We start from the raw sequence: 19728 nt of genomic DNA, 5'->3' as shown, positions 1-19728 counted from the left end.
AATAATGAATGACTGATTATCTTTTGGTAAGATAGACCTAAGCAAACGGGGTGGTTGAATTACGCTCACGGATTGCTCACGAATAAGTGGCTAAGGCCATTTTGATCGATTGCTTGAATAATAAGGAGAACTCAAAAATCATGAAAATTTTAGTTGTTGACGACGATAAAGAAATTGCACAATTGCTGGAAATCTACATTAAAAACGAGGGTTATGAACCAATTACCGCCTACAATGGTAAAGAAGCGCTGACTAAGCTGCATACCACACCGGATATCGGACTGATGATTTTGGATATTATGATGCCTGAAATGAGCGGTATCGAAGTCATTAAGGAAGTTCGTAAGGATTCTGAACTGCCGATTTTGATTTTGTCTGCGAAAACCGATGATATGGATAAGATTCAAGGCCTAGTCAGTGGCGGTGATGATTACGTGACTAAGCCGTTTAATCCGCTGGAAGTTATGGCACGGGTCAAGTCATTGCTGCGTCGGGCTTCCGATCACGTGACTGACGAAAAGCCAGACGTGCTTGATATTGGTTCATTGACCATTAACAAGGACTCCCATGAAGTGAAGACCTTAGCGGGTAAGCTGGTGAATCTGACGGCCTTAGAATTTGGAATTCTATACCTGTTAGCTAGTCATCCTAACCGGGTCTTCTCAGCTGACGAGATCTTCGAACGGGTATGGCGTCAGGAGTCGATTGTTTCCGCTAAGACGGTCATGGTCCACGTATCACATTTGCGGGATAAGATCGAAGAAGCAACTGGCGGCGAGAAGGTCATTCAAACGGTTTGGGGTGTCGGATACAAGATTGAAACACATTAGGGGAAATATGAATACAGACGGTAAGGCAATGAAGCTCACAGGCAGGGAAAAAAGCGCGCTGATCATGGAAGGTATCGTGACCGTCGTGCTTTTGCTGTTGCTTAATTTGTCGGTGATCGTCCTTTTAAACGAAATGATTCAGACGAACCCAGGTCTTCAAGACGGGATCTTCATCATCAAGCGCTCGATCATTATCGGACCCGCTCACTATCAGCTTTGGAGCTGGGAAAACATCTTCATTGTCTTGATGATCCTGTTTGATGCAGGGGTTGTTTACTGGCGGCTGATTCGCCGTTACCGGCAAATGCAATTACGGCACATTATTGATGAACTGCATTACATTGCCAACGGCCATTTTGACCACCGTATTCCGTTTACGATCAAGGGGGAAACACAACGGGTGATCACTTCAGTGAACGCGCTGGTGGACTCCGTCATTGCCTCAATGGATGAAGAACGGCGAATCGAGAAATCAAAGGACGATTTGATCACCAACGTCAGCCACGATTTACGGACGCCGTTAACCTCCATTATTGGCTACCTTGGATTGGTGGAAGATCGACAGTACCATTCCGAAGAAGACCTCTTGAAATATACGAATACCGCCTACAATAAAGCTAAACAGATGAAGTCTTTAGTGGATGACTTATTTGTTTATACGAAAATGCGCCAGACCGATACGCCGTTATCGATTGCTACGTTAGACATTGGTCAAATGTTAGAGCAGCTGGAAGCCAGTTTTGAACTGGAAGCTGGCGAGAAGGGCATGGCCATTAACATTGAGGTTCCCGATAAACCGATTCACATTGAAGCGGATGCGGAGAAGCTGGGTCGGGTGTTCAATAACTTGATTACCAATGCTTTGAAGTATGGTCAGGGCGGTAAACACATTAATTTGCGGGCCGAACAGCCGGATGATCAGCAAGTTGTCATTAGCGTGGAAAATGACGGCAAAAAGATTCCAGAAGCTGCGTTATCGCAGGTCTTTGAACGGTTTTATCGGGTTGAAGGATCGCGGTCTAAGGCAACGGGCGGAACTGGATTAGGGCTGGCGATTGCTCAAAGTATTGTTGATCGGCATGGCGGCTACATCTACGTGACGTCAACCGATGAACTGACCCGGTTCATTATTCATTTACCAGTTAAAAATGGAACTCAATTAAAAGATGATCATAAAAAATGATCCTATGGAGGGAATTATGTTAAATAAATCTCCTAAATATAGCTTGCGATTCGGGCTATTTTTGTGCGTTTTCGTGGTGACGTTATTGTTCGGCGGGTTTAGTGCTAGAGCAGCTACCCCCGATTTACAGGTTAAATCAGCGATTGCGGTTGATGCCAATACTGGCCAGATCCTGTACCAGAAAAACGATCAGCAGAAGCTGCCGATTGCTTCTATGACTAAGCTATTATCGGTTTACATTGTTTTAAGAGAAATTAAGGCTGGCCGATTGCACTGGAACCAGCAAGTGGCGATCAGCCCAGAGATCGCCAAGATGAGCCGTAATCCTGATCTTACTAACGTACCGTTAAGTGCCAATCGGACATACACCGTTCGCGAGCTGTACCAGGCAAGTCTAATTACTTCGGCCAATGGGGCGGTTTCCGCACTTGGCAACGCCGTTTCGGGCAGTCCGCACCGGTTCATAGATAAGATGCGGACAACTGCAAAGCAGCTTCATTTGACCAGCGCGCACATCGTAACGGCTTCGGGGATCACTAACGGTCAGGCTGGTAAGTTAGGCTATCCATCAGTTGCCAAAAACGATGAGAATACCATGTCGGCTCAGGACGTTGCCCGTTTAGCGCAGGTCCTTTTAAAGGATTATCCGGAGATTTTGCAAACTACGCAGTTGAGTAAAGCTTGGTTTGATAAGGGCGGCAGTAGTCAAACCCGTATGCAGAATTGGGATATGATGCTAAGGGGATTGAGTCAGTATCAATCAAATCTGCCGGTGGATGGATTAAAAACGGGGACTTCAAAGGCTGCTGGCGGTAATTTCACCGGCACCGTTTCTAAACATGGCCACCGTATCATCACCGTTGTGATGCACGCGCAGAACAAAAAAACCGGCGATCCGGCCCGGTTTGTGCAGACCCGATATTTGATGGACTGGGTCTATGCCAGCTATCGGCCGGTGACCTTGAACACTCAGACTTACCAATTGAGTAACGTTAAGGTACCTATGGGTAAAGTAAAAACGGCGGAAATCACCGCAGCTAAGCCAACAACGGTTTGGCTTGGAAAACGCCAGTCAAGAACACAGCTCAAATCACAATTACTGATCGATACCGGTCATCAAGAGAAAGATGGTCTGAAAGCACCGCTGGCAGCTAATACCACGGTCGGAAAAGTACGGTTAACACTAGCCGGAAAGACAATTTCACAAATTGACGATTCAGACACGGTCAGCTTACCGGTTAAAACTATTTATAATATAAAACAGGCAAATTGGCTAGTTCGTACTTGGCGTGATTTCTTGTCATTATTTTAAATCTTAAAGTAGCTTAAAGTGTGGATACGAACTTTATTCTTTTTGATTGCTAGATAGTTTGCTATTTATTATGAAATAAGATTGCACAAATTAAACTTACTGTTTTATTGTCCAGTTAACTTGTGAAAACACCGTAGGAAAACAGAATGAAACATGGTAAAATGACCTTGTATTGTGTAATTGTCGATTTGTGGAGCGGATGCATGTTTGGACAGGAAAGTAATTTCAAACTGAATGATTTGCTTGTCCTATACGGCGTCAGCAGCTGGAGAATTATCTTTGCTGCTGCTCTCTAATCGTCTGCTTCGCCACTTTACCTTTTATGGAGGCATCATTCTTGATAAAACAAGTGCCAAACCCTAATGAGCCCAAATGGCGTTCAACATTAAGTGTTGCAATGCCGCTGAACTTAAGTTACATTCCTATCGGATTGGCCTGCGGTGTGCTTTTGCACGCGGCTGGATTCAATACGATTCTAACCGGGCTTGTGTCAATTTTTATTTTTTCAGGTGGTGCGCAATTTATGATTGCGTCCATGCTGACAATTAACGCACCGCTGCTGTCCATTGTGCTGATGCTGTTCTTCTTGGAATTGCGATACGCATTGCTTGGATCAAGTTTATCAAAATACCTGATTGGCACCTCTGAACGGTTTAAACTGATTTTTGCGGTCTCGATGAACGATGAAAACTACGCGGTAAACTATTTAAAGTTTGCCACGGACAAAAAGTGGACACCGCGAGAAGCATTGATGGTTGAACACTACTCCCTACTTTTTTGGACCGTTAGTAATATTATCGGCAGTTTGGTCGGGAGCGCGTTAAAAATTGATTTAACGGTCGTTCATTTTGCGCTTACCGCACTGTTCCTCTACATGATTATTATGCAGGTCAAAAACCGGTTAACCATATTCATTGGTTTAATCGCAGCAGTACTGGCGGTATTCTTCCTGGTACTGACGAAGAGTACCTTAGGATTAGTTATTTCGACCTTAATTTCATCGTTTATCGGATTTGCTTTGGAGCATTACTTACGTAATAAAAAACCGGGGAGCCACCTTCTTTATAAGGTTAGTAGCCCTGGCAGCAAAGAAGCGGCAGTTGAAGAAGAGTCAGACGAGAATTAGTTAAGTAGGGGACAGATATGACAGCAGTAAATCACTGGAATACAGCGCAACATCTCTTATTAGTTATCTTGGGTTTTTTCGTGGCGTTTGCGCCACGATACATACCGATCAAGATTTTTACCCAGCGTAAAATTCCGGAATGGTTCAATGAATGGATGAAATTTATTCCAGTTTCACTGTTCACCGCGCTGGTGGTTAAGGACGTTTTCGTGAGTCCAACCTATCAGTTCGATGTCATCCATCACGTGCCGGAGATCATCGCTTCAGTTATTGTAGGTCTAGTTGCCTACTTTACACGGTCGATGGCGCTTTCCGTAGTGGTGGGCCTAGTCAGCGTGTTCTTACTGGCAGTTGTATTGTGAGGCGTTTAGTTAAATTGAAAACTTGGGACTTTTAGTCCTTTGAATAGTAAAGCAGCGCAATCCGTTTGGGGTTGCGCTGCTTTTTGGCTGTTCACTTTTGTGTAGCTGAATCGGGCTCCGCCAGGCAGAGACTTGCACGTAACGCATTGACACTATAAATCCAAACCCGGGATTTATAATGTTATATAGCCGAATCGGGCTCCACCAGGCAGAGACTTGCACGTAAGCCACTTTCATCACAAATCCCAAGTTCGGGGATTTCCGATGAAAGTGGCTTACGCTCCAGTCTCTAACCGCCTGGTTCCGCACCTTACTTTAATCGGGCTCCACCAGGCAGAGAGCTGCATGTAAAGCGGCCTGACTATAAATCCCAAACCCAGGATTTACAATGTTATATAGCCGAATCGGGCTCCACCAGGCAGAGACTTGCACGTAAGCCACTTTCATCACAAATCCCAAGTTCGGGGATTTCCGATGAAAGTAGCTTACGCTCCAGTCTCTAACCGCCTGGTTTCGCACCTTACTTTAATCGGGCTCCACCAGGCAGAGAGCTGCATGTAAGGCAACTCAGCCATAAATCCAAGCCCAGGATTTCCGGCTGAGTTACCTTACACTCCGCTCTCTAACCGCCTGGTTTCGCACCTTACTTCAACATATACCCCCTCGTCATCGGCAACTCCCTTGAAGAAGGTCCCTTTGACAACAAGAACTGCATCACATCAATATTGCCCGATGCAAACGATGCACTGCATGCCTGCAGATACAAGTCCCACATCCTAACGAAGCGTTCGTCCATCATTTTTGTGATTTCCGCTTCATGCATTTTAAAGTTTTTATCCCAAATTTCCGTAGTCTTTTGATAGTGACGTCGTAGTGGTTCCAAGTCATCGATTTGCAGGCCAGCATCCAACATGTGCTGGATGTTTTCTGTCAGACCCGGTACGTAGCCACCCGGGAAAATCCACTTATTTAGCCAGCCGTTATTGGCACCCTTACCTTGCCGGGTGATACCGTGAATTAACGCCACACCGTTAGGCCTGAGATATTTGGCAACGTCCTTGAAATACTGACCGAGGTTTTCTTCGCCGACGTGTTCGAACATGCCGACAGAGGTGACGTAATCCCACTGGCGATCGCCTAACTCGCGGTAATCCACCAATAGTACTTCAGCCACGTCTTCTAAGTGGTCATCCTTGATCCGTTGCGAAACGAGGTCGTATTGTTCCTGGCTTAACGTGACACCAGTAACCTTTAAGTGGTATTCCTTAGCAGCTGTCAGCATCAAAGTCCCCCAGCCGCAACCGATATCAAGTAAGGTTCGACCAGGTTGCGGGTTGAGTTTATTGATGATGTGATGCACTTTATTAATCTGTGCGGTTGTCAGGTCATCATCGGGATGTTCAAAGTAAGCACAGGAATACGTCATCGTTTTATCAAGCCATAATTTATAGAAATCATTACCTAAATCGTAATGGCTTTGGATGTCCTGCTTGCTTTCCTTCTCATCGTGTTTTTGCTTTGGCAAGAAGTGGATAAACTTATTGTTATGAAAGAAGCTGTTAGCAGTTTCATAGGCTGAAGTGATCAGCTTTTCGATACTGCCGTCGATTTCAATTTTCTTATCCATGTAACCTTCACCAAGCGCAATCGATGCGTTCTTACGAATGTCCCCGATGGGAATTGGCTCGTTCAAAGTAATGTGAACCTCGGGGTCGCCATCCCCATAAGTTTCTGTTTTGCCGTCCCAGTACGTTACTTTAACTGGGATATTGAATGAACGGCTCAGAAAGGTTTTGTAAAACGTCTTTTCAAGCATGAAGTTTCAATCCTCTCTCTATGCAATAATGTCTTTCAACGTTAATTATACGCTTAACCGTCAAGCTGGGATGATCTTCGCATTGGATAATCTTATGAAACGCAACTGCCGTAAGGATTGGCAACATGTTATAATGATGAATATGATACCTAAAGTAGGAGGAATTACAGTGAAAAAGTGGATCTGGACCATTGTGGTTGTTGTGATCGTTGCCATCGTCGGCGGGGTCACCTTTACCAGTCATCATATTACACAGAAAGCTTATACAGCGGCAATGACGACCGGTAAGAAGGCGGTCAACAAGAAAAACTATTCAATTGCTGAGTCATCTTTCCAAGACGCATTGCGCCACCGCACCAATGATAAACAGGCGCAGGGTTATTTGACCCAAACACAAAACTTTGTGTCAGCCGAATCGGCAATGTCCGATCATGAGTTTAATGCCGCAAAGTCCGATTATATGAAAGTTAAGAACGCTAAACCGGCGCTTTCAACTTTAAGCAACCGAGCTAAAACAGCGCTTAAAGTGTTAAAAACGGTTCAGCTTAAAGCAGAGACCTTCCAAGGTGTCTATGACCAGGCGTTAACTCAAAATCAGGGGCAGTCTTATGAGGCTTCCAACTCAACTTTGGACCGTATTTTTAAGGATGCTGAAGCCAAGGAACCTTATTATACCGACATTTACAATAAAGCAGTAGAACTGCGCAGTGCGAACAATAAAGCCATTAATCATGACGGAGATGGTACTGTTGATTCAAGCAGTAGCATGCCTTCTGCAAGTTCTGACAGTTCAGCAAACAGCGATAGTTCTGCAGCTAGCCACGGCATTACTTCGGGCTTAACGGATAGTGAAAAGCAAGCTGCCAAGAACTATAAGGGGTCCAATGAGTTTACCGTTAAAAAATCTCAAACTGAGATCAACGGTAAAGCCATCACGGCTGGTCAGATTGCCAGTGCCCGCAAAACCTTATCGTCAATTGGTGTATCATCAGGCAGTTTTTCAGATCAAGATATTAGAAACGGTTTGATTGCCGCTAATAAGGCGGGGGTCTCGTTTAAATCATACGCACAAAAGACCTTTAAGTAACAAAATGGTCCTTGTTTGACCACGATTAGAAGTGGCTGCAAGGGCTATTTACGTACCTGTGAGAGGAAGAGACGCTATGAGCTTATATCAACGGTTTGTTAATAATGTCATCCTAAGACGCTGGGTCGTTTTGGGCATTTTGATTGGGTTTCTTTGGCTGGTCAGATCGGAAATGAGTAAGATCTTGCTGACCTTTATCTTTACGTTCTTAATCATTAGGCTGATCAGGGCCTTGCAGCGCCGTGCACGGATACCTTATCAGCTCATCGTGATTGTGGTTTATACATTGTTGATCGTAGGCCTGTATTTTGCCATTACCATCTATATTCCTAAAATTACGGCGCAGGTGGTATCAAGTGTTCAGTCAATCTATAATTTCTATCAAGATTCAGCAAACGATACTAACCAAACGGTTAAATTAATATCGGATTGGTTAGCCAAATCTAACCTCCTGCCACAAGTAAGGGGCAGCTTAAAAGTCATTGTCGACTACATTACTAGTATTGGCTCGTTTGGGGTCACAATCGTTCTTTCCATGATTCTAAGCTTTTTTTACACCATTGAATTGAAGCCCATGGAGTCCTTCTCCCGACTGTTTTTAAGCAGTGAATACGGCTGGTTCTTCCAGGATATTTCTTACTTTGGCCACAAGTTTGCTGATACCTTTGGGGTCGTTTTGGAAGCACAATTCTTAATCGCGCTGTTCAATACGGCGGTAACAACGATTGTTTTGGCATTCTTGCATATTCCGCAATTGCTGGCAGTCGCCATCATGATCTTTATTTTAAGCTTGGTGCCCGTCGCCGGGGTCATCATTTCAGCCATTCCGTTAAGTATTTTGGGCTACGCAGTTGGCGGTACCAGAGACGTTATTACGATCTTAGTTTTGCTGGTAGTCGTTCACGCTATGGAAGCTTACGTCTTAAATCCTAAGCTGATGTCAAGCAAAACTGAATTGCCGATTTTCTATACTTTCGTGGTATTATTGGCAGGTGAAGCAATGTGGGGGATCTGGGGGCTGATCGTCAGTGTCCCGATTTTCACTTTCTTTTTGGACATTCTGGGTGTCAAGAAGGCACACGGCTTATACGTTGCGCCTAAAGAGTTAACAAAGAAAATTAAAGAACAACGGAAACGCTGGAAGTCAGATGACTAACAGAGCAGCTGTTCACTAACAAATTGGAGGGTTTATTTTGAAAAAAGCACTTTCGTGGATAATACCAGTTGCTATTGGACTATTATTGGCGCTGGGAATTCGTTTCTTTTGGCTGGTACCAGTTAACGTTTCTGGGGCGTCAATGGAGCCGAATTTAAAGAATGGCCAGCACGTGGTGGCGGTTAAAACGGCGCCGGTAAAGCGCTATTCAGTCATCGTATTTGATGCTGGCGGGGTAGATGCCAACGCCGCGCCGAAGGAAAATTACGTTAAGCGTGTCATCGGCATGCCAGGAGATTCGATCCGTTACAGTAAAACGGGAAAGCTCTACGTTAATGGCAAGTATCAAGCGCAAAACTACATTTCTAAGTATCAGCAGCAAGCTGGCACGGTTACTGGTTATCAAAACGGCTTTAACCTAGTCTCTGCTGCCCGTCAAAACGACTGGAGCAACAAGTGGAGCATGGCCATTGGCAATAACCGGATCAATAAGGTGCCCAAGAACTGCTACTTCGTCATGGGTGATCACCGGAGCGTCTCGGAGGATAGCCGGATGTATGGATTCGTGCCGAAGAGTAAGCTGGTGGGTGTGGTGAAGATCGGCGTTTGGAAGAGTAACCACAAGGTCATCAATAATTACCAAAATTAATTTAAAAACTGATTCATCTTCAGCGGGTTCGATCTTTTTCGGGATTGAACCCGTTTTCCTGATGGGAAACGCGAATTGGTACTGAAATTACAACTGATTTGGTGTAAAATGGTTTGGTAATTAAAAGAAGAAAGAGGTATTTAACTAATGGCTAAATTAGTATTGATCCGCCACGGTCAAAGTGAATGGAACTTATCTAACCAATTTACTGGTTGGGTTGACGTTGACCTTAGTGATGAAGGTGTTAAGCAAGCTATCAACGCTGGTAAGTTGCTTAAGGAAGCAGGCATTCAATTCGATTATGCTTACACTTCTGTGTTAACTCGTGCCATCAAGACGTTGCATTACGCTTTGGAATACTCAGATCAACTCTGGATTCCAGAAAAGAAGACGTGGCGTTTGAACGAACGTCACTACGGCGCTTTGCAAGGCCAAAACAAGGCTGAAGCAGCTAAGAAGTTCGGTGACGAACAAGTTCACATCTGGCGTCGTTCATACGATGTTTTGCCACCATTGCTGAAGGCTGATGATGAAGGTTCAGCTGTTAACGATCGTCGTTACGCTAACTTGGACCCTAACATCGTACCTGGTGGTGAAAACTTAAAGGTGACTCTCGAACGGGTTATGCCTTTCTGGGAAGATGAAGTGGCACCTAAGTTGTTAGATGGCAAGAACGTCATCATTGCGGCCCACGGTAACTCATTGCGTGCCTTGAGCAAGTACATTGAAGGTATCTCAGATGAAGATATCATCAACTTGGAAATGAAGACGGGCCAACCAGTTATCTATGACTTCGATGAGAAGTTGAATGTGTTGGGGAAGAGTAAGTTAGGTTAGAGTAAGAGTGTGGAGTAGACCGTTTAGACCGCGGAGTGTAAGGTACTTGCGACATAAATCCCGGTTTTGGATTTGTGTTGTAAGTGCCTTACATGCAGCGGTCTGGTCTACGGAACACGTTTTGGCTATGTGGCAGGAAACAAAAATCCTGGTTTTGGATTTATGCCAATATCGCCTTACACATAGCTCCTTGCCTGCTGGAACACGTTTCAGCTATGCTGCCCTACAAACAAAATCAAAACAAAAATAATGGTCACTAACGGGCGGTTCGTCTGTCCCGTGGGTGATCATTTTTCTGTGCTAAACCTGGCAACACTAGAAAATGATGGTAACGATTAAAATAAGTAATTGAACAGGAGCAAGAAAGAATTGGATAACGAAACCGAAGTTAGTCAAAAAGAAATGTTAAAAATCATTGGTCTTTTTAGGAAAAATGGGTTCAAGGGTGAGTACGAAACCTTTGAACGTTCTAAAGAAGTTGAGGGTGAGTATCTTGTCATCGTTTCGGATGAAAATACTCACATCAAAGGGTTATTTAAAGCTAATCCCAGCAAGGACCTGGTTTCGTTTCAGCATGTTTTGAATGATCACAATACAGTTGCTTAGTATTGATCCCAAGACCCCTGAATTCGCCATAGCGAATTCGGGGGTCTTTTGACGTTTTTGGGGGAAAAAGTGACGTCATGTGGCTGCCAGTCACTGAATGACTAATTGGGAAAAAACAATCCAGCAGGGACCATTGCATTAATATGAATGTCTACTATGCTATTAAAGTTTGTTTCGTGGCGATAGTAGACTGCTATTTTCAAAAACTGATTGGTATTTTCATGAATAAAAAAACATATCAGAGAATATAAATTACAATTTGACGTTTAAAACGGTTAAGGGCGTTTAACGTCATTAACTGTTTTACTGACTTTTTTGAAAATAATGTTGATAAGTCTATGAATAATGTTACATATGGACTATAATGCGAACTATGACACTTTCATGACACTTACTATAGCTGTCAAGTAGCTACTGTTAATCAGTGGTATTGGCGTTCAATAACTTCAGATGTTATTGAACGAGTGCCTGAATGCCTCATTCATACTTTCTTAATTGTTAGTTGAAGAATATAAAGCAGGATTAATTTAGTATTAGTCAAACGGAATTTAAACGAAATTTTAGCAAGTTAATGATTGAAAACTAACGTAAGGAGAAAGCAGAATTTGAAGAATCGAAATCAAGTTATGAAATGTAACGAGACCAGACATTATAAGATGTATAAAGCAGGTAAGCGATTTTTATATGCCAGCGTTTCTATGGTTACGCTTGGCTCATGGATGTTTTTAAGCCAAGACGTGCACGCGGCAACTCAAACGAGCACTGCAGTGGCGCCCTCGACTACTGCTATCAGTACTGACTCAGGTCAAGTACGTACGCATAGTGATGCACAGGCTTCCAGTAATGCACAAGGGTATCAGGCAACTCCAGCCGTCTCAAACCAAGCGACTACAGATACATCAACGTCTTCAGTAAAGACAATTAATCAATTAGACGGTCAGTATATCGATGATAAGGGCAACGTTTCATCAACTAAGCCATCAGTCGCTACCGGCGCCAATCAGGCGGCCGTTACGAATAACAAGATTCCAACGAGTGTTAACGATAACTTTGTTGGCCAAGGTGGTCAAAATGACAGTTCTAAACACGTTGCTATCGATAGTACGGGTGACTACGGCAAAGTTTATCAAGATGCTGATAATAAGCAGTGGGTCAAACTAGTGGATGATGAAAACGCTGTTGCTGCTTCTTACTCATTTAAAAACCAAATTGATACAACTTCTCGTTTTGATGTTCAGGGTGAGTGGTATATGAGTAAGGACAACCCTGGTGGCGGACTAGGTGTTATTTTGCAACCAGTAAACCCTCAAGCTGCCGGTATCAGTAAGACAAGTGATGCTTCAGTCGATATTGGGATTCAAGGTCAGCCTAATACGACCTTCTTAGGCTTTGATGGGTATACAAGTGAACAACCTGACGACCATGATACAAAACCTGGTACCTTAACGATTCGGCAGACTGATAATCATACGACGTCCATAGGAACGTCTGGTGGCGGGTTTAATCCACTGACGCTTGATGATGATCAAAGCATCAATGCTCAATATGTACAGCAGGCGGGCCCAGATGATTTATTGGGTAAAATAGCACAACTTCTGATCGGAACGAAACCGGATATATATCAAGACAGCCCCTACGCAACGATTGGTCTGCCCGATGCACCAGCGGATCCTAACCAGGCGGGTCCGAAATTAGACGTGCTTTTTGATATTCAATGGCTGCCAAACAGTGACATCGCTGATTTTGACAATAAGGTTAGCGGTACGCTTTCGGTAGCTGTCTATGATACTACCGATACAGCCATGCAAAATCCGTTAGGAAAAGTTGTGACTGATAACACTGAATTACCAAGTGCAACCTCCATTGCGCTATTTGGTGCAATGGGTGGAACTGGTGCAGATCAAGTTCACTATCGTGGTGGCGCAACGATTCCGGGCGGCTTAATTCAGGGCCGTATTAACTCATATAGTTTTGAAAAGGTTCCCCAGACTGTCACGGTTAATTATATTAACAATGATACCGGCGAACAGATTTCAAGCCAAAAAACAACTACGATTAACGCTAGCGTTGGGAATACGCTGGAAGTTACCGAAACGACTTCAGGTAAGACCGCAAGTTATGGCGCACCGGTGATTCCTGGCTACACTTTTCTGGGCGCAGTCGGGACGGACGTTACTGGTCATTACCAAAAGAATTCGATGGATGTTGTTAACACCCAGATGCTTACCAACGCATCTAAGGGCCACTACAACACGATTAACGTTTACTATACACAGCGCCCGTCAGTGACACGGACCATCGATGCTTATCAAGTGCCTAAAACTGAAAGTACCCCAGCCCAAGATGTTCCCCAAGTGACGCAATCGTCAGTTGGTAATATTGTTGCGGTAACACCCGAGATCGGCGTATCGCTTCCAGGAAAAACACCAATCAAGGATGCTAGAAATCAAAATATTAAACTTTCGGCTGGCCTATCACCAATTTCCATTCGCCCAGCGGACGGCTATACGTCTGGTTACACGATAAAGGGCAAGGGCAACTGGATTGCTGCCACCGATATTCCGCCAATCAACGGCACCGATGGCAACACCTATATTGTTCAATACGCTGCTAATAAAATTAAGGAACAGTTTGTTGATCAAAATGGTACGGCAATCATACCTGATGGTGAGATTACCGGATTGGCCAAGGGCATGATAGCTGTCACACCGGCGTCAATTCCTGGTTACACCTACGATGCTGGCTACAAGGCTACCACTACCGATAATCCGGTTCGACTCACGGTGGCTTCTCTTAATGGTCAAAGCGTTGTGACCCTTCACTACAGGGCAAATGATCAGAAAATCAACGTTCAGTTCAAGGATCAAAATGGGAAGAGCTTAGACAACGTTGAATTAACGGGTGTTTCAGATGGCGTTGTTAATTACCAACCGGCCTTTCAAAGACAGCAGGCGCTACTCAGCCAAGGCTATACTTTAAACGTAGCTAAAAACGGCTTAGCAGCAGCTGAGCAGAACTTTGACCGCGATGATCATGCCACGCCAAACTACGTTGTTTACCTGAACAAAATTGAAAATACAACTGCTCTGATGACGTTGACACCGGTATTGCAAAATACTGATGGGTCAGTTACGCCAGTGCCGTATAGTGCCGTTACTAAGGTCGAACAGGTACCTGGGTCAATAATAACAGCACAAACGATTGAAGGTTATACGCCAATCCAGTCGCAAATTACGATTCCAACGCCAGTTCCAACCAGTGAAAACTTTGTAAACGGTAAGTTTATCGGCACGAACATTAACGTTGTTTACACGCCCAATGAAGGTAATGGAATGGTTGTAATTACAACTAGCCAAGGCTCTAAGACGATTACTGGAATTGACGGAAGAACCGGTCAAACCGTTAATATTCCGACGCCGTCCGTTGACGGCTATACGCCAAACCGGGCAACACTGACTGGCGTTGTTAATCCAAATGGCTCAATCACGGTGACGACGCCAAAGAATCCGGATAAAACGGATGTCACTTATACTGGTAATCCAACTAGCCTGACCATCACCTTTGTTAGTCAAGAAAAGGGTGAAGCGGTGATCGGTACCCAAATCATTACCGGCAAAGTTGGTGATAAAGTTCAGGCGCAAACCGCTGTTCCAACAAACTATGTATTAGTTAACGAGAACGACAAAACAGTCGGTCAGACGTTAACTAGTGGTGATAATTCACTAACGATCAAGGTGAAGCACCAACATTCAACTGCTTTGCCAGCCGATTTCAACGGGACTACGACTCGAACGATTAACTTTACAGGTGTTAATGGCACCAATCCTAATCCAGTTACTCAAACGGCCACTTGGACTGCAGATACCGACTTAGTAACGGGCGTGACTACTTACACGTCTAAGAATAACTATGCCGCGGTTTCTGCACCAACGGTTGCTGGCTATGCGGCAGACCAAGATACGGTTCCTGCAGAAACTAATCAGGCGACAACTGTTAAACCTGAGAGTACTGCAGTGAATGTCAACTACACTGGTAATCAAACAAACCTGACCATCACTTTTGTTGATCAAGATAAGAGCGAAGCCGTTGTCGGTACGCAAACCATTACCGGTAAAGTTGGTGATAAAGTTCAGGAGAAAACCACTGTTCCGGCACACTCTGTATTGGTTAATGAGAACGACAAAACAATTGATCAGACGCTGACTAGTGGCGATAATTCACTAACGATCAAGGTAAAGCACCAACACTCAACTACCTTGCCAGCTGATTTCAATGGGACTACAACTCGAACGATTAACTTTACGGGTGTTAACGGCAACAATCCAAAGGCGGTTACTCAAACTGCCACTTGGACAACGGATACTGATTTAGCAACGGGCGTGACAACTTATACGTCTAAGGATGGCTATGCTGCATTTGATGTACCAGCAGTTGATGGCTATACGGCAGATCAAGATACAGTTCCTGCTGTTACTAATCAATCGACGACTGCAAAGCCTACGAATAGGACTGTAACCGTAACCTACAAAGGGAAAGCAACCAGTTTAACCGTCACTTATGCTGATCAAGACGATGATGGTGCAGCAGTTGGGACGCAAGTGCTTGCTGGTAAAGTTGGTGATGAAGTCAAGGCACAAGCTAACGTTCCAGACAACTACGAATTGGTTAGTGATAATGACCAAACGATTGACCAGACTTTAACGGCTGATGGTAATGCACTGACGATTAAGGTAAAGCATCAACATTCAACTGCTTTGCCAGCTGGTTTCGATGGTACGACGACTCGAACAATTAACTTTAGCGGCGTTCACGGCACCAATCCTAAATCGGTCATCCAAACTGTCAACTGGACCACGGACACTGATTTAGTAACGGGTGTGACAACGTACACGCCTAAGAATGACTATGCCGCTGTCTCTGCACCAACAGTTGCGGGCTATACAGCAAATCAAGATACAGTTCCTGCAGAAACTAATCAGGCGACAACTGTTAAACCTGAGAGTACTGCGGTGAATGTCAGTTACACTGGCAATCAAACTAACCTGACGGTCACCTTTGTTGATCAAGATAAGGGTGAAGCCGTTGTTGGTACACAAGTGCTTGCTGGAAAAGTCGGTGATGAAGTCAAGGGACAAGCTAACGTTCCAACCAACTATGAATTAGTTAGTGATAATGACCAAACGATTGACCAGACCTTAACGGCTGATGGAAATGCACTGACAATCAAGGTAAAGCATCAACACTCAACTGTTTTGCCAGCTGATTTCAACGGGACCACGACTCGAACGATTAACTTTACAGGCGTTGTTAATGGTGCTAATCCAAAAGCGGTTACTCAAACTGCCAACTGGACCACGGATACTGATTTGGCAACCGGCGTGACAACATACACACCTCTAGACGGCTATGAAGCAGTAACTGTACCAACGGTTGCTGGTTATACGGCAGACCAAGATACGGTTTCTGCTTATACTAACCAACCTACGACTGCCAAGCCTGAGAATAGCGTACTGAATGTAATTTACACTGGTAATCAAACAAACCTAGCTGTAACTTTTGCAGACCAGGATAACGGTGGTATTTCAGTTGGTACTCAGACAATGACTGGTAAAGTTGGTGATGAAGTCAAGGGTCAAGCTAACGTTCCGGTAAACTATGTGTTAGTTAATGATAGTGACCAAACGATTGATCAGATCTTAACGGCTGATGGCAATGCACTGACGATCAAGGTAAAGCATCAACACTCAACTGTTTTGCCAGCTGAATTTAACGGGACGACGACTCGAACAATTAACTTTACTGGTGTTAATGGCACCAATCCAAAGGCGATTACTCAAACTGCCAATTGGGTAACCGATACTGACTTGGCAACTGGCGTAACAACGTACACACCTCTAGATGGTTATGAAGCAGTAATTGTACCAACAGTTACTGGCTATACGGCAGATCAAGATACGGTTCCTGCAGAAACTAATCAGGTAGCAACTGAAAAACCAGCAGATAGTACTGTGAGCGTTGTTTATACTGGTAATCAAACTAATTTAGCTGTCACTTATGCTGATCAAGACAATGGTGGTGCTGCAGTTGGGACCCAAGTGCTTGCTGGTAAAGTCGGTGATGAAGTCAAAGCGCAAGCTAACGTTCCAACCAACTATGAATTAGTTAATGATAGTGACCAAACGATTGATCAGACGTTAGCAGCTGATGGCAATGCACTGACGATTAAGGTAAAGCACCAACACTCAACTGTCTTGCCAGCTGATTTCAACGGGGCGACGACTCGAACAATCAACTTTACTGGTGTTAATGGCACCAATCCAAAGGCGGTTACCCAAACTGCCAACTGGACAACGGATACTGATTTGGCAACCGGCGTAACAACGTACACACCTCTAGACGGCTATGAAGCAGTAACTGTACCAACGGTTGCTGGTTATACGGCAAACCAAGATACGGTTCCTGCGGAAACTAATCAGGCGGCAACTGAAAAACCAGCTGATAGTACTGTAAGTGTTGCTTATAAAGCTGATTCGCAAAGCATTCAGGTTCGTTTCGTAGATAAGCAAACTGGTAAAGAATTAGGGACGACTACTTTAAGCGGTTCTTCCGATGATAATATTGATTATCAGCCAGCTTTCGAAGCGCAACAGAATTTACTAAATCAAGGTTACACACTGAACAAAAAGAATCAAAATGGCCTCTCTAGTGCCACTAAGACTTTTAACGTTTATGGTAAGACGCCAACTTATGTAGTTGAATTAAATCGTATTGAGAGTGTCGAACTCGGCAAAGTGACAACAGACGGTGTTCCAAGCGCGAACCAGTACACGATCAACTTTACGGACTATGATGGCAATGTTGTTGGTAAAATCACTTTTGTTGGTAATGCAGGTGACAACTATGACCTCAAGGGTAATTTACCCAAGGGTTATGTATTGACACCAGGTCAGACAAATACAGTCGTAAGTGTGCCAAAGGGTCAAGACCCTAAAACACCATTAACCGTAAATGTCACTACACCAGCCGGCCAGGATACTGACGGTATCGAAGTTGTTACCAAGGAACAAGTCGACGACGATGTCGCAAGTGCTAATCAATATACAATCAACTTTACGGATTACAATGGTAACGTCGTAGGTACAACTACTGTCGATGGCAATCCTGGTGATAGTTTTAATATCACTTCGCAAATACCAAAGGGTTACGTGTCAACGCCAGGTAAGGATGGTATGGTAAGTCTTTCAACTGATGGTGATTCAAGTCAGCCAATCAGCTATAACGTCACTACCCCAGCTGGCCAAGATACTGAGGGTATCGAAGTTGTTACCAAGGAACAAGTCGACGACGATGTCGCAAGTGCTAATCAATACACGATCAGCTTTACGGACTACAATAGCAACGTCGTAGGCACAACTAGTTTTGCTGGCAATACAGGTGACAACTATGACTTCCAGGCTAATTTGCCAGAAGGATACGTATTGACACCGGGCCAAACTAGCACGGTTGTAAGTGTGCCAAAGGGCCAAGATCCAAGCAAACCGTTGACTGTACATGTCACTACACCAGCCGGTCAAACTGCAGATGGCATCGAAGTCGGTACTAAGGAACAAGTTGCCAAAGACGTTCCGAGTGCGAACCAGTATATGATTAACTTTACGGATTACAGCGGAAAAGTTGTTGGTACTGCTACCGTTGATGGCAATGCTGGTGACAGTTTTAATATCACTTCGCAATTGCCTAAGGGATACGTCTCAGCACCAGGTGAAGATGGGATGGTAAGCTTTCCAACTGACGAAAATTCGGATCAGTCAATTGGCTATCACGTGACGACACCAGCCGGTCAAGATACTGATGGTATTCAAAGCTTCTTTGCGGAGAAAGTACTGTCGAATAGTCAATCAGTAACTCAGGATGATTATTATGATTACACGCAGCCGGGCCAATTAACTGATGGTATTCAAACCTTCTTTAAGGGGCAGGTATCTGATGGCCAATCGGTAAATGGAAATCAGTACTATGATTACATGCTGGCTGGTCAACTAGCGGCAGGAATTCATAGTTACTTTAAGGGTCAAGTGTCATCAGATAGTCCGTCAGTGGCGCTTGATAAGTATTACGACCTTACTCAGAAGAATCACGCTGCTGAAGATGATTTAACGTCAGTCAGTGAATCAAATGCAACTGCTGGTCGCGGATCTTCGAAGGCTGATCGTCTCGATAATCATGGGGAGATCAGTAGTGAAGTCAGCGGTCAGTCTAATGGTGGCGCTGTGGCTAATATCGGCACAAATTCAGAAACTCATTCTGGCATGAGTGCAGGTGCAGCTGCTTCGACATCAGAGGCCCGCGTTACTTTGCAATCTCAGAAATCAGCGAGTCAGAACCGATTACCACAGAATAAAGCGCAGACCACCGCTAATAAAATGCCACAAACTAATGAACAGCGTGCAGAAATCGCATCATTATTGGGATCCGAATTATTACTGGGATCAATAGGTCTGCATGAAATGAAACGTAAGAAACACAGTCATTAAAAGTTGTTAAAACCAAAGGAAGCCAATTCAGTTACGAATTGGCTTCCTTTTTGGCGTCATTAATCAAACTAATCGCAGTAGGATATCAAAAAGGACAACGCCACTCACCAGGAGCGTTGCCCTTGAATATGAAATTAGCGAACCCGAGGAGGTTTGTTACCTGGTGTTACTTTATCGACGCCGGTTGAAACCGCCGATTTTGTCTTTTTAGCACCTTTGCTCACCGTTTG

General features: G+C 44.3%; 12 protein-coding genes. 11 read left to right on the top strand and 1 reads right to left on the bottom strand.

What is annotated here, in order from left to right; all coding sequences use genetic code 11:
• Positions 1-140 precede the first annotated feature (140 nt).
• From croR to CES81_RS07155, 5 genes are all read left to right on the top strand, one after another.
• The gene (gene croR / locus CES81_RS07175; protein ID WP_089088948.1) at positions 141-830 is read left to right on the top strand and encodes a response regulator transcription factor CroR; all 690 of its coding nucleotides are present in this window, start codon (positions 141-143) and stop codon (positions 828-830) included.
• Positions 831-858: 28 nt separating this feature from the next.
• Entirely contained in the window at positions 859-2013 is a 1155-nt protein-coding gene (locus CES81_RS07170; protein WP_089121264.1) for a sensor histidine kinase, read from the top strand.
• Between the two features lie 16 nt (positions 2014-2029).
• Positions 2030-3325, top strand: a complete 1296-nt coding sequence (locus CES81_RS07165) for a serine hydrolase (RefSeq protein WP_180949753.1) — start codon at positions 2030-2032, stop codon at positions 3323-3325.
• 322 nt (positions 3326-3647) lie between these two features.
• Positions 3648-4451, top strand: coding sequence for an AzlC family ABC transporter permease (locus CES81_RS07160; RefSeq protein WP_089088946.1), 804 nt, complete (start codon positions 3648-3650; stop codon positions 4449-4451).
• A 17-nt stretch (positions 4452-4468) separates the two neighbouring features.
• Complete coding sequence (locus CES81_RS07155) at positions 4469-4813, top strand: AzlD domain-containing protein (RefSeq protein WP_089088945.1); 345 nt, start codon at positions 4469-4471, stop codon at positions 4811-4813.
• Positions 4814-5456: 643 nt separating this feature from the next.
• Here the strand turns inward: CES81_RS07155 and CES81_RS07150 are convergent.
• Positions 5457-6629, bottom strand: coding sequence for a class I SAM-dependent methyltransferase (locus CES81_RS07150; protein WP_089121242.1), 1173 nt, complete (start codon positions 6627-6629; stop codon positions 5457-5459).
• A 169-nt stretch (positions 6630-6798) separates the two neighbouring features.
• Here CES81_RS07150 and CES81_RS07145 point away from each other — a divergent pair, with 169 nt between their 5' ends.
• The 6 genes from CES81_RS07145 (at position 6799) to CES81_RS07120 (ending at position 19498) form a co-directional block, all read left to right on the top strand.
• Positions 6799-7716, top strand: a complete 918-nt coding sequence (locus CES81_RS07145) for a hypothetical protein (protein ID WP_089121241.1) — start codon at positions 6799-6801, stop codon at positions 7714-7716.
• A gap of 76 nt (positions 7717-7792) precedes the next feature.
• On the top strand, positions 7793-8872 hold the full coding sequence (locus tag CES81_RS07140) for an AI-2E family transporter (protein WP_089121240.1): 1080 nt from the start codon (positions 7793-7795) through the stop codon (positions 8870-8872).
• A 37-nt stretch (positions 8873-8909) separates the two neighbouring features.
• Positions 8910-9521, top strand: a complete 612-nt coding sequence (lepB, locus tag CES81_RS07135; protein ID WP_225356364.1) for a signal peptidase I — start codon at positions 8910-8912, stop codon at positions 9519-9521.
• A 147-nt stretch (positions 9522-9668) separates the two neighbouring features.
• A complete protein-coding gene (locus tag CES81_RS07130) occupies positions 9669-10358 on the top strand; it encodes a 2,3-diphosphoglycerate-dependent phosphoglycerate mutase (RefSeq protein WP_089121238.1) in 690 nt (229 codons plus the stop codon).
• A 369-nt stretch (positions 10359-10727) separates the two neighbouring features.
• The gene (locus CES81_RS07125) at positions 10728-10964 is read left to right on the top strand and encodes a hypothetical protein (protein ID WP_225356363.1); all 237 of its coding nucleotides are present in this window, start codon (positions 10728-10730) and stop codon (positions 10962-10964) included.
• Positions 10965-11569: 605 nt separating this feature from the next.
• Positions 11570-19498: a mucin-binding protein gene (locus CES81_RS07120; RefSeq protein WP_089121237.1), complete on the top strand. Its 7929-nt coding sequence runs from the start codon at positions 11570-11572 to the stop codon at positions 19496-19498.
• The last annotated feature ends 230 nt before the right edge of the window (positions 19499-19728 follow it).

Origin of the sequence: Secundilactobacillus pentosiphilus (assembly GCF_002217985.1) — a bacterium.
GTDB lineage: Bacteria > Bacillota > Bacilli > Lactobacillales > Lactobacillaceae > Secundilactobacillus > Secundilactobacillus pentosiphilus.
Note: the sequence above shows the minus strand (reverse complement) of the source record. Positions and strands in the feature narration are given on the sequence as shown.